General features: G+C 50.4%; 3 protein-coding genes. All 3 read left to right on the forward strand.

What is annotated here, in order from left to right; all coding sequences use genetic code 11:
* The coding region (locus AR442_RS02840) for a non-ribosomal peptide synthetase (RefSeq protein WP_060557608.1) at positions 1 to 5,545 on the forward strand (5,545 nt) is incomplete at its 5' end.
* A 25-nt stretch (positions 5,546 to 5,570) separates the two neighbouring features.
* Positions 5,571 to 13,268 (forward strand): non-ribosomal peptide synthetase, encoded by a 7,698-nt coding sequence (locus AR442_RS02845; RefSeq protein WP_032864058.1) that lies wholly within the window; start codon positions 5,571 to 5,573, stop codon positions 13,266 to 13,268.
* A gap of 15 nt (positions 13,269 to 13,283) precedes the next feature.
* Positions 13,284 to 14,788, forward strand: a 1,505-nt coding sequence (locus AR442_RS02850) for a condensation domain-containing protein (RefSeq protein WP_239689776.1), incomplete at its 3' end; no start/stop codon positions are given.

Here is a 14,788-nt window from a genome sequence, read left to right on the forward strand (position 1 = left end):
CGCGCTGGAAACAGAGCCTGCAGAAACAAGAACACGCCTCGGCAGAACACTGACACGCGTGTTTGCCGGAGGGGAAGCTCTTTCCCCGCTTACGGCTGCCCGGTTTGCCGATCTTCTGCCGGAGACCATGCTTATTCACGGCTATGGGCCGACAGAAGCGACGGTTGATGCGGCGTTTTACGTCTGTGACCGAAAACGGGACAGCGGACGGACAAGGCTTCCGATCGGAAAACCCGTTCCTGGTGCCCGTCTGTATGTATTAGATAGCGGAGGAACCATCCAGCCTGCGGGTGTGGCAGGAGAGCTGTACATCGCGGGGACAGGGGTGGCCCGGGGCTATCTGAACCGGCCTGAGCTGACGGAGGAGCGTTTTCTCGATGATCCGTTTTATCCGGGCGAGCGCATGTATCAGACGGGCGATATCGCACGCTGGACAGAAGACGGCCTTGTCGAATGGCTCGGCCGTTCAGACGGACAGCTGAAAGTCCGCGGTTACCGGATTGAACCGGGGGAAATCGAAGCGGCGATCCGGCGCATCGACGGCATTCGTGAGGCGGCGGTCACCGCCCGGACCGAACACGGCGAAACCGCGCTTTACGCCTATATCGAAGGACGGGAAAGCGATGACGTGCGGGCGGAGCTTGCGGCACGCCTTCCGGCCTACATGATGCCGGCTCAGTTTATAGAGATGAGCGAATGGCCGGTCACGCCGAGCGGAAAGCTTGACCGCCGCGCGCTGCCAGCTCCCGGCGGAGCGGCAGACAGACAGGCGTACACCGCCCCGCGGAACGTCACGGAAATGAAGCTTTGCGCCCTTTGGGAAGAGGTGCTGAAAAACGGCCCCGTCGGCATCCGGGATCACTTTTTTGAGCGGGGCGGCCATTCGTTAAAAGCGACGGCTCTCGTCTCCCGCATCGCCAAGGAATTCGGTGTTCAGGTGCCGTTACAGGACATCTTCGCCCGGCCGACGGTGGAAGAGCTCGCCTCGGTCATTCAGGACTTGGAAGAGAGCCCGTATGAAGCGATTCAGCCTGCGCAAACACAGGACACCTACCCGGTGTCTTCGGCGCAGAAACGGATGTATGTGCTCCAGCAGCTTGAAGAGGGCGGTGTCGGCTACAATATGCCGGCTGTGCTGGAACTGACGGGCCCGCTTGACCGCGGCCGGCTGGAGAAGACGTTCCGGCAGCTTGTGGAGCGGCACGAGTCGCTCAGAACGTCCTTTGAAACGGGGCCTGACGGCGAACCGGTGCAGCGCATCCATGACAGCGTACCGTTTCAGCTGGATGAGGCCGAGTCAGCTGACGCATTCGTCCGGCCGTTTTGTCTGGAGGAAGCGCCGCTCTTCCGTGCGGCCCTCGTGAAAGAATCGGATGAACGTCATCTTTTATTAACGGATATGCATCATATTATTTCTGACGGTGTGTCCGTCAACACCTTGATTAAAGAATTCGGCGAGCTGTACGCAGGCCGTTCGCTTGCGCCGATGCGCCTTCAATATAAAGACTATGCCGTCTGGCAGCGGTCGTTTCAGGAGAAAGAAGGATATCAGAAGCAGGAAGCGTATTGGCTGAAGCGGCTAGAAGGAGAGCTTCCGGTGCTTGAGCTTCCGGCTGACAAGCCCCGTCCGGCTGTCAGAAGCTTTGCGGGCGGCAGCGTATCGTGCACGCTTGACGCTGAAACGGCATCCGGCCTTCACCGCATCGCCCGGGATCACGGCTCCACTTTGTATATGGTGCTTCTCGCCGCGTACAATACGTTACTCGCGCGATTGAGCGGGCAGGAAGACATCATCGTCGGCTCGCCAATTGCCGGGCGTCCGCACAAAGACCTTGAACCGATTCTCGGCATGTTCGTCAACACGCTGGCCATCAGAACGGAGCCGAAAGGAGACAAACGGTTTACCGATTACTTGGCGGAAGTCCGCCAGGCGGCGCTTGAAGCGTATGAGCATCAGGATTACCCGTTTGAAGAGCTTGTGGAGCAGCTCGGCGTGCAGCGGGACATGAGCCGCAATCCGCTGTTTGATGCGATGTTTATTCTTCAGAATATGGAGCGAGAGGAGATAAATCTGGCCGGTCTGAAGGCGTCACGATCAGAGCATACCGAACATGATGTATCAAGTTTTGATCTGACCTTATCAGCGGCTGAATCCGATGGAAACATCCGCTTTGAAATGGAATTCAGCACCGAGCTTTTTATGAAAGAAACGATTGAACGCTGGATGGGCCACTTACTGAATCTCTTGCGCCATGTTGCCGCCGAACCGAAAGTCACACTATCGAAAGCTGACATTTTGGATGAAGAAGAAAAACAAAAGTTACTGATTGAGTTTAATAACACACAAACCGAATTCATGGAAAAACACAAACTGTTTCATCAGTTGTTTGAAGAGAAAGCAAAAGAAACGCCTCATCAGACCGCTGTTATTGAAGGAGCACAACAGATCAGCTATTCGCAGCTTAATGAGCGGGCAAATCGGCTTGCGCGAACATTACACAAAAATGGATTCGGTCCGGGAAAAAGAGCAGCTATATTGGCAAACCGTTCGATTGAAGCGATCGTCAGTGTTCTTGCCGTCATGAAATCGGGAGGGGCGTATATACCGGTTGACTCCCATTATCCCGAGGAAAGGATTCGCTATTTATTAAAAGACAGCGCGGCATCCGTCTTGATGGTGCAGTCAGAATACAAAAAACTTGCTTCACAGCTGACGGATAACAATTTATTTCTCATTCAGCTTGATCATGAAGATCAATACGATATTTGTGCAAAGAATATTCAGCCGGCAGCGTCACCGGATGATACTGCATATATCATATATACTTCGGGAACAACGGGAACGCCGAAGGGAGTCGAAGTCAGAAATCGCAGCTTTACGCATGCAGCACTTGCATGGCGCAGGATTTATGAGCTTGATCTTATACCTGTCAGAGTGCTGCAGATGGCGAGTTTCTCATTTGATGTATTTTCAGGGGATCTTGCACGCGCCCTGCTAAACGGGGGAACGCTTGTCATTTGTCCGGATGACGTCCGGCTTGAGCCACAACAGCTTTATCGGCTCATTGATCAGCACCGTATCACGTTTATGGAGTCGACACCCGCGCTGATTGTTCCGTTTATGGAATATATATATCGCCGGAAGCTCGCGCTGCAAAGTGTAAAAATACTTGTACTGGGTTCAGATATGATCAAGTCGCAGGATTTTTATACGCTTCAAGAACGCTTCGGAAAAGAAATGCGGATCATTAACAGCTACGGTGTAACAGAAGCGACAATTGATTCTTCGTATTATGAAGCTAAAATGAGCGAAGAGCCGCGGGAAGATGATGTGCCGATCGGTGTTCCGCTTCCGAATGTACAAATGTACGTCTTAAACAAAGACAAACAGGTCCAGCCGATCGGCGTTTTCGGAGAGCTGTATATCGGGGGCGCCGGCGTCGCCAAAGGATATTGGGGACAGCCTGAGCTGACAGAGGGCGCATTCAGTGACCCGTTACAAACGGGAGAAACGCTTTACAGAACCGGAGATCAGGCTTGCTGGCTGCCGGATGGCACTCTTCGTTTTCAAGGGCGGATTGATAAGCAGGTAAAAATCAGAGGATACAGAATTGAGACGGGAGAAATAGAAAGTGTGCTTTTGAAACACGATCAAGTCAAAGAAGCGGCTGTTACCGTGATGAAAGATGCCGAAGGACAAGCCCGATTAGCGGCATACATCGTTCCTAAAGAGGCCGATATCTCATCACTTCGCCAGTCTCTTATGCAGGAGCTCCCGGCTTATATGATGCCGTCTCATATTATCGGTTTAGACAGCATGCCCCTGACACTGAACGGCAAACTTGATAAATCGGCATTGCCGGCAGAAGAGATACATTCATCACAGGCATTTGTCGCGCCCGGCGATGAAAAACAGGCGATGTTATGCCGGATTTGGGAAGATGTGCTTCATATTCAGAAAGCGGGAATTCATCACTCTTTCTTTGAGCTTGGGGGAGATTCCATTAAGGCGCTTCAAGTGTCAGCCCGACTCGCCGGAGAAGGCTGGAACATGTCGATCCGCGATTTGTTTCAGTTCCCGACGATTGCAGAACTCGCGAAGCACCTCACGCCGGCTGTTGCAACGGCTGATCAGGGGCCGATAGAAGGAAGCGCTCCGCTGACACCGATCCAGCAGAGATTTTTTGAGGAGCCGGGTGCGTTTGAGCTTCATTATAACCAATCAGTCATGCTGTGCACTGAAGACAGCCTCCAAATAGATGCGCTGTACCAGGCGGTTTGCGCGCTGACAGAACATCATGATGCGCTGCGAATGACTTTCACTGAAAATGAGCATGGGGAAGCCGTTCAATATAATCGCGGAATCACAAAGCAGCATGAAGAAATATTTACGCTTAACGTCATAGATATTTCAGAAGAAACGCAGCCCGAAAAACGGATAGCCGCTGAGGAAGAAGAAATACAGCAGGCTATGCGCCTTGATCAAGGCCCTCTGCTTCATCTCGGAGTGTTCAGGCAGAAGGATGCCGACCATCTTCTTATAACGATTCATCATCTTATCGTGGACGGCGTGTCATGGAGGATATTGCTTGAAGATCTGCAGACAGCTTATCAGCAGGCATTAGAAGGCAAACAAATCGAACTGCCGCCGAAAAGCGATTCTTATATAAAGTATGCCGAAGAGCTTTTTGACATTTCCAAGAGCAAAGCATTGCTGGAGGAAGCCGCATACTGGGACAGCGTGATGTCTGGTGAAACAGCGCCGCTGCCGAAAATAACTGATGAAAACGCCGGACGATTGCAGGAAAACGCCCACACTGCATCGTGGATATTAAGCAGCGAAGTCACGAAACAGCTGCTGTTGGAAACACAGCAGGCATACGGAACGGATGTTCATGAATTGCTTTTAACGGCGCTTGGAATGGCGCTTCATGAGTGGACGGGTTCTGAACAGATCCTTATCAGCACTGAGGGGCACGGGCGCCAGGGGCATATTCCTGACATTGATATGTCAAGAACGGCAGGATGGTTTACATCTGTTTACCCGGTGCTTTTGGATATGAGAGTGCCGGGCGGCTCAGGCGAAAAAACCGCTCACCGCATAAAGACGGTAAAAGACATGATGAGACGGGTTCCTCATCACGGAACCGGCTACGGGCTGTTGAGATATTCGCGAAACATTCTTTATAAAGACCCAGAAATAAGCTTTAACTATCTCGGTGCGTTTGACGGTCTTGAGGGGACGCTGAAGATGTCACCGTTCAAGCCGCAGCATGATATAGCGGCCGGGCGCATCCGCGAGTTTGATCTGGATATTAACGCGATGGTGGCGGCCGGGCAACTGGAGGTAAAAGCCGTTTATACCGATGTATTTGCACCGGGGGCAATCGAGTTCTTCATGAATCGTTTCCATACTCACCTCGAGGACATCATCGCCCACTGTTCCGGCAAGAAAGAGCGGGAAAAAACATTAACGGATTACAGCCATACAGAATTGACCGCTCAAGCACTATCAAGCATTGAAGATCTCGTAAAAGGACTTTAATTTCATAAAAAGGTGTGTGGCATTCGTGACACAAGCGACAGAAATTCAAGATATTTACCCTTTATCATATATGCAGGAAGGCATGCTGTTTCATTCGCTTCTGGATTCCGGATCAAACGCATATGTCGAGCAGATTTCATTTACAGTCAGCGGGGATTTATGCATTGATACATTCCAAAAAAGTCTGGATATGCTTGTCAGCCGCTATGATATTTTCAGAACGATTTTCATAAAAGAAGTGCCTGACCTTGAAGGTCCGCAGCAGGTTGTCCTTTCACGCCGTGACACAGCCGTACAGACTGAGAACATTTCAGACTATTCGGAAGAACGGCAGCAAAGCATCATTGAGGAATTCAAGGAAACCGACCGGAATAAGGGCTTTGATCTGCAAAAAGGCCCCTTAATGCGCCTGACTCTTTTTCAAACGGGAGAAAACCGCTATACATGCGTTTGGACTCACCATCACATTATGATGGACGGCTGGAGCTTGGGCATTGTGCTGAAAGATTTCTTCAGCATGTATTATGCGATCCGGAACGGGCGGCCTGTAAACCTCGGCAGTCCGGCTCCTTACAGCTCTTATATCAAATGGCTCCGAAGCCGGAATAAAGAAGAAACGTCAGCGTTCTGGTCGCGCTGCTTGGAAGATTACGGAGAAGTCGTTTCCGTCCCGCAAACGAAGAATAAGCCGGCGCAAAACGGTTATGCATCTGAGCATTTTCAATTTTCCCTTGAGTCTGAAACCGTGCAAAAGCTGACAGACATTGCCCGAAGCACCGGGGTCACGCTGAATACTTTATTTACGAGCATTTGGGGACTGCTTCTCCATCGTTACAACGGCACTGAAGATGCGGTATTCGGTTCAGTTGTTTCCGGCAGGCCGTCAGCTATCAGCGGCATCGAATCCATGGCCGGGCTGTTTATCAATACCGTGCCGGTAAGGGTGCGCGCGGTTGGGGATATGACTTTTTCTTCTCTTCTCAAAAAGGTGCAACAAGAGTCACTCGCTGCGGAAGAGCACAGCTATTATCCGCTGTATGACATCCAAAACGAGAGCGGTCTGCAAAAAGATCTCTTGAACCATATCCTGGTTTTTGAGAATTATCCGGTTCAGATGCAGGCTGCGGTAAACGGCTGGCAGCAAACGGAAAGCAGTGCGCTCTCACTTGAAAACTTTTCGATGGCGGAGGAAACCAATTACGATCTTAACGTCGTCATCGTTCCGGGAGAAGAGTTTTATGTGAAATTCAGCTACAATGCGGGCATCTACGATCGGGAAGACATGAAACGGATCAAAGGGCATATTCTGGAGGTCATCTCCTGTGTAACGGAAGATCCGGACAGGCTTTTATCAAGCATCAGTCTCGTGCCTCCGGAGGAAGAAGCCTTGATTCATTCGTTTAACGAAACGAACCGTCCGTACCATGAGACAACCGTTCATGGGCTGTTTGAAGAACAGGCGGCAAAAACGCCTGACCAAGAGGCGTTGAGATATAACGGGGTAAGCTGGAGCTACAAGAAATTAAATCAGCGGGCGAATCAGCTTGCACATGCGTTAAGGGAAAAAGGCGCACGCCCCGATCAGATCACCGCTGTTATGCTGCGCCGATCAATGAGTACGGTTGCCGCTCTGCTCGGAATTTGGAAGTCGGGCAGCGCCTATATGCCGATTGATGCGGAATTTCCGCCTGAACGGATTTCATTTTTACTGAGAGACAGTGAAGCCTCACTGCTCGTGACTGAAAAAGGCCTGCTCCCCCTCATTCCGCCGGATTTCAAGGGCAGTGTCGTCATCATGGAGGAAACGGTTTCCCAGCAGACCGCACCGCTTCCGCCGGTATCTGACAGCGGAAATTGGGCGTATGTCATTTACACCTCCGGAACGACAGGCCGGCCGAAAGGGGTGCTTGTACAACACAAAGCGATCAGCAATACATTGCAATGGCGGCGTGAAGAATACGGGATGACAGAAGGGGACATAGCGCTTCATCTTTTTTCATACGTATTTGACGGGTCATTAACGAGTCTTTTCACTCCGCTTCTGTCGGGCGCCTGTGTATTGTTAACTGATGAAGATGATGCGAAAGACGTCCTTTCAATAAAACAGAAAATCACCCGCCACGGAGTGAGCCATCTTCTGATCGTTCCGTCTCTGTATCGCGTTCTGCTTGATTCGCTGACGAAAAAGGATGCGCAGACGCTTCGGGCGGTGACATTTGCCGGGGAAGCGGCCACTCCTGATATCGTGGAAGCGAGCCGCAACATATGCCCGAATGCCGAGCTGCTGAATGAATACGGACCGACGGAAAACAGTGTGGCCACGACAATTCTGCGCAACCTGCAAAAAAGCAGCCGGATTACGATCGGGCGCCCGATTGCCAACACTTCTGTCTATATGATGCACGGAGATCGGCTGCAGCCGGTCGGAGCCGTCGGTGAACTGTGTATTTCCGGAAAAGGTCTGGCGGACGGATATTTTCAGCAAAAAGAGCTGACGGACAAAGTCTTTACCCCTCATCCGTTTCATGAAGGTGAACGGCTGTACAGAACGGGAGATGCAGCCCGATTTTTACCGGATGGAACGATTGAATATATGGGACGCTTTGACGATCAGGTCAAGGTAAGAGGTTACAGAATTGAATTAGGAGAAATCGAAACGGCACTCAGAAGTCTGTCCGGGGTAAAAGAGGCGGCAGTCACCGTGCGCAAAACGGCGGACGGGGAACAGGAGCTTGCAGCTTATGTCGTACTGCAAAACGCAGGTGTGACATTTAAACCGCACGCTGAATTGGCCGGGAGATTACCTGCTTATATGATACCGGGAAGCTTTACCAAATTAACGGAGATGCCGCTGTCTGTGAGCGGAAAACTTGATCGGGCCGCACTTCCTGAGCCGAAAGAAGCTGAGAGAACCGGTGATTATCAAGCTCCGCGCACAATGCTTGAGACCGAGCTGCTGTCTATTTGGCAAGAAGTGCTGAAACGGGAACACATCAGTATGAGAGATGATTTCTTCCAAATCGGCGGACAGTCGCTGAAAGCCGCGTCGCTTGTTTCAAACATACATAAACGGCTCCAAATTGAACTTGCCGTCCGCCATGTTTTTGAACATCCGACCATCGAGAGCATGGCCCGCTTCCTTGAACAGAGGAAAAGAGGAGAATATGCAGAAATCACGCCTGCTGTGGCAAAGGACTTGTACCCGCTATCTTTTGCGCAAAAAAGGCTCTATGCTCTTCATCAGCTTGCAGCGGACAGTACGGGCTATCATATGCCCGCTTGTCTGGAACTGAGCGGCAGACTCAACCGGGATCGGTTGCACGAAGCCTTTTCAGCGCTGTTACAAAGGCATGAAGCGTTACGCACTTCATTTGTTTTACGAAACGGGGAGCCGATGCAGCACATACATTCACATGTCGATCTTGACCTCACAGAGATTCACATGCCATCCGGGAACCTTCTTCAAGAGGTGATGGAAACTTTCGTCAAACCGTTTGACGTGGAAAAAGCGCCGCTTTTGAGAGTGACTTTAGCCAAAGTTACTGAAGAACATCATTTTCTGCTGCTTGATATGCATCATCTTATCGCAGACGGTGTGTCAATGAGCGTTTTGATTCAAGAATTGACGGATTTATACAGAGGAAAGGAGTTGCGGCCGTTAAAACTCCAGTACAAAGATTTTTCCGTCTGGCAGCATGAGCGGTTTGCCGCTGAAGAATTCAAAAGACATGAGCGTTATTGGCTGGAGACGATCGGGGAAAACATTCCCGTACTTGATCTGCCGCTCGATAAAAAGCGCCCGCAGCTTCCTGATTTCAGCGGGTCCATTGTTCGAACGCGCCTTCAAAAGGAATCGGCGGAGAATTTGCGCCGGCTCATGGATGAGACAGGTTCGACGCTGTATATGATTCTTTTGGCAAGCTACTCCTTGTTCCTTTCTAAATTGAGCGGGCAGGAAGACATTGTCGTCGGTTCACCTGCGGCCGGCAGAAGCCGCGCTGAGCTTGACGGGGTCATCGGCATGTTTGTAAATACCGTGGCAATGAGAAGCAGGCCGAAAGGGGATAAGACATTCCGCGCTTATTTAGAAGAGGTGAAAATGCTCGCCCTCGGCGCGGCCGAACATCAGGACTTCCCGTTTGAAGAACTTGCCCAAAAGCTTGATACACACCGGGAAGTCAATCGCAATCCGCTGTTTGATGCCATGCTCGTTTTGCAAAACAGTGATGATTTCGAAGTAAACCTTCCGGGCTTAGTTGTTTCTTCACATGCAGTGAAGCATGACATTTCAAAATTCGACTTGACGCTTCATGCCGAGGAACGGCCGGATGGCTCACTGGATTTTCATTTTGAATACAGTACCGCCTTGTTTGAAAAGGATACGATCGAACGGTGGGCCGGTCATTTTAAAGAGCTTTTAGGACAAATCGCATCGGATGATGAGCGGAAGCTGTCTGACATTTATTTGCTGGGCATAAACGAGCGGCAGATGCTTCTTCAAGCGGAAAATCAAACGGCGGAGTATCCGAGGCATGAAACGATCGTCAGTTTATTTGAAGCACAGGCGGAAAAAATGCCGGATCAAATTGCAGCCGTCATGTCTGATGAGCGTCTCACCTACCGCGAGCTCAATGAAAAGGCGGATCGAATCGCCGATATGCTGTCGGAAAACGGCATCCGCTCCGGACAGATTGTCGGAATTATGACCGAACGATCTCCGGATATGCTGATTGGGATTCTCGGTATTTTAAAAGCGGGAGGAGCTTATCTGCCGATTGATCCTGACTATCCGGACGAGCGGATTTCATTTATGCTGACTGACAGCGGCGCGCGTGTTCTGTTGACGCAATCGGGTCTTGGGATATCCGGTATAGATGGTTTGCCGGTTTTATACATCGATAAGCCTGAATCCGTTTCAGCAGACAGAACGAAAGAAATGATAACGCCTGAACAGCCGGCTTACGTGATTTACACATCGGGCACAACAGGAAAACCGAAAGGCGTTATGACGGAACACCGCAATGTCATCAGCCTTATCACACATAAAGGACTGCCGTTTGATTTCGGCTCTGAAGACGTCTGGACGCTGTTCCACTCCTATTGCTTTGATTTTTCTGTATGGGAAATATTCGGCGCGCTCTTATACGGCGGAAAGGTGGTTATCGTGCCGAAAGAAACTGCCCGTGATCCGCATTTGTACCGGCAGCTGCTGCAAAGTGAAGGCGTAACGGTGCTGAACCAAACGCCGACGGCTTTTTCCGGACTCATTCATGAAGAGGCCGGGCATACGGACAGGCTAAAGCTTCGATATGTCATTTTCGGCGGAGAGGCGCTTCAGCCCGGCATGCTGAAAAGCTGGAAAGAGAAGTACCCGGAGACGGAGCTTGTTAATATGTACGGTATTACGGAAACCACGGTTCACGTCACATGCAAAAAACTGAATATGGATGATATTGAGAGAAACAAAAGCAATATCGGCAGACCGCTGGAAACCCTCCATGCTTTTGTCGTGGATGCCTATATGAATCCGCAGCCGATCGGAATTCCCGGTGAGCTTTATATCGGCGGAGAAGGCGTCGCGAGGGGATATGTAAACAGGGATGATTTAACCGCCTCCCGTTTCATCACGAATCCGCATGTTTCCGGCATGCGGCTCTACCGGACGGGTGATATCGCAAAAAGGCTCACAAATGGCGAGCTGGAATATGTCGGGCGAAAAGATGCGCAAGTAAAAGTCAGAGGCCACAGAATTGAGCTGGGAGAAATTAAATCAGCGCTGCAAGAGCTTTCCTCCGTGAAAGAGGCAGCCGTGATCACACGTGCTGATCAGCATGGTCAGCACTCCATTTACGCATACGCGGTCTTACACGGAAACGAAAAGATAAAAGAAGCAGAGATTCAGGCCTCTCTCAGAGCTTTTCTGCCGGAATATATGATTCCCGCCCGCTTGATAGAGCTTGATGAACTGCCTTTGACGGCGAATGGGAAGCTGGACGAGAAGGCGCTCCCGCAGCCTGAATTAAATGATAGCCTTGGAGATGATATCAGCCTGAGAAATGAAACTGAAGAAATGATGGCTGACATCTGGGAAGAACTCTTAGGTGTTGAAGGACTCGGCCCCCATGCTCACTTCTTCCATCTCGGCGGGGATTCGATTAAAGCGCTGCAAGTATGTGCGAGGCTGAAACAGCAGGGCTATGAAACGACCGTCCGCGAGCTGTTCGAGCATCAGACACTGGGAGAAGTATCGATGCGGCTCCGGAAAGTCCGCCGCGTGATTGATCAGGCTCCCGTCACGGGAGACGTGCCGCTGACGCCGATCCAGCACTGGTTCTTGTCGCAATCATTGCCGCATGATCATTTTAATCAGTCGGTTATGCTCCGCAGTGCGGACAGAATCAATGAATCTGCTATGAGAAAAGCGCTGGCACAGCTCGCGGTTCATCATGACGCATTACGGATCGTATGCGGCACGCAAAACGGATCGGTGACTCAATACAACAGAGCGGAAAACCTTTCTGAAGAAGAACTCTTTACGTTTGAAACGCATGACGTGAGAGGGAAAGGGTCATTACAAGAGGAGCACGCCGCAATTGAACAGGCGGCCGCCCTTATTCAAACTTCCATTCGGCTGGAGACGGGTCCGCTCGTAGCTGTCGGATTATTTCACGCTAATGATGGCGATCATCTGCTGCTTTCCATTCATCACCTTGTCATTGACGGGGTGTCATGGCGGATTTTATTTGAAGATCTCACCGCATGCTACAGGCAGGCGCTCGAAGGAAAAGAAACCGCGCTTCCGGCAAAAACCGATTCCTATCAGACTTACGCGAAGCAAATCTCTGATTATGCAAAAAGCCGCCGGCTGTTACAGGAAGCAGACTACTGGTCCGAAAGAGAAAAAGCGGCGGTCGAACCGCTTCCGAAAGATGCCCGCATCTCTTCCAATCTTCTGAAAGATACAGATGTGATGACCGTTACATTGACAAAACAGGAGACTGAGCAGCTGTTAACGGAAGCGAACAGAGCATACACAACAGAGACGGGTGAATTATTGCTTGCCGCGTTAAGCCTTGCGCTGAACAGATGGACTGGAAACGAGACATTCAAAATCAGCATGGAAGGCCATGGAAGGGAAGAGCACTTGGAGCATCTTGATATCAGCAGAACCATCGGCTGGTTTACGTCAATTTATCCGGTATTGGTTGACGCAAGTTTTCAAGATCAGACTGATGACGGCGAGCGTCTCGGTTATCACATTAAGCGGACAAAAGACATGATGCGCCGCATTCCGCATAAAGGAGCGGGATACGGGGTGCTGAAGTATATAAGCAAACTCTGGGAAGAAACTGAATCTGATTCTCCTGAAATCAGTTTTAACTATCTGGGACAGTTTGACCGGGAAATCCGTTCCAGCGGCTTCGGTGTTTCTCCCGTAAAAGCGGGAAATGAAGTCAGCCCGGACTGGGAACGCCCGTACACACTTGATATCAGCGGCTCCGTATCGTCGGAATGTCTCAGCATGCATGTCGTGTACAACCGTTTTCAGTATCAAAAAGAAACGATTGAAGTTTTGACGGGATATTTTCATGCCTTTCTCAAGCAGATCATCTCGCATTGCACAGGCAAAGAGGAGCGTGAATGGAGCGCCGCTGATTTCAGTGACGAGGAGTTAACGCTGGAAGATCTGAGTGACATTATGGGAGCCGTCAACAAACTATAGAAAAGGAGTGGCGCAATGGGGCAGCAACCGGAAATACAAGATATATATCCTTTATCTTTTATGCAGGAGGGCATGCTTTTTCATTCTCTGTTGGATCATGACTCAAGAGCCTACTTCGAACAAGCGGTGTTTACGATCAACGGACAGCTTGACCGGGAACGATTCCAAAAAAGTATAGATGCTGTTTTTGAACGATACGATATTTTCCGTACGACATTTATTCATAAGAATGTGGCGAAGCCCCGCCAAGTCGTGTTGAAAAACAGGCCGAGCCGCGTTCAGTTCCATGATATTTCTCATTTGGACGAGAAGGCACAAGACAAATATGCCGACCGGTTCAGAAAAGAAGATAAAGATAAAGGCTTTGATTTGCAATCAGACCCTCTCATGAGAGTCTCCATTTTGAAAAAAGCGCCTGAACGCTATGTTTGTATATGGAGCCATCATCATATCGTCATGGACGGCTGGTGCTTCGGAATTGTCATGAAGGAATTTCTGATGATCTATCAATCTCTCGGAGACGGACGGCTCCCGTCTCTCGAGCCTGTTCAGCCATATGGAAAGTATATTAAATGGCACATGAAGCAGGATCGTAAAGAAGCCGAGATTTTTTGGAAAACGAGACTTGCCGATCTTGAGCAATCGGCGTCTCTTCCGAAAAAATCTGCAGAACCAAATGGCGAACTTGAGCAGGCGGTTTTCACCATTTCGGAAGAGCAGACAAATGAGCTGAAAAACATTGCGGCAAGGGCGGGAGCAACGCTGAATACAGTGTTCCAGGCACTGTGGGGCATGTTGCTGCAGCGTGTCAGCCGCTGTGATGACGCCGTTTTCGGTTCTGTCGTTTCCGGCCGGCCGTCGGATCTCGCAGGCGTGGAAAAAATGGTGGGACTGTTTATCAATACGATTCCCGTGCGGGTGAAAAGCGGTTCATTATCTTTTCTGGAGCTCGTCAGGCATTTGCAGCAGGAGACGCTGCAAGCAGAAGCGTACAGCTATTATCCGCTGTATGACATTCAGGCGCAAAGCCCTTTGAAGCAAGCGCTGTTTGACCACATTATCGTGTTTGAAAATGTGCCGGCCCAGCGTGAAATTGAAAATGTGAGTCAGGCCGGTTCATTTGATTTTGCGGTAGAAGATTTCACGATGGAGGAAGTCACAAACTACGGATGCAGCATAAAGGTGATTCCGGGAAGTTCTCTTTATATCCGCTTAAACTTTGATACCGGTATATACGATCGTGTTTTTATGAAGAATATTGAAACATTTTTACGGCATATGATGAAGTCAGTCATTTCCGCCCCTGAAATGAGCGCCTCCGAGATCGCATTGCTGGATGCGTGTGAAGCCAGAAATATGCTGGATGCGTTTAACCGTACAGAAGCGGTTGAACCGCCGGCTCCGACGCTTCACGGGCTGTTCACCCGCCGCGCCGCGCTTTCGCCGCATCGTCCTGCGCTCCGTTTTCCGGGCGGTATGCTGACGTACGCCGAGCTTGACCAGTACACAGACAGGCTCGC

It is taken from the genome of Bacillus velezensis, assembly GCF_001461825.1.
Classification (GTDB): domain Bacteria; phylum Bacillota; class Bacilli; order Bacillales; family Bacillaceae; genus Bacillus; species Bacillus velezensis.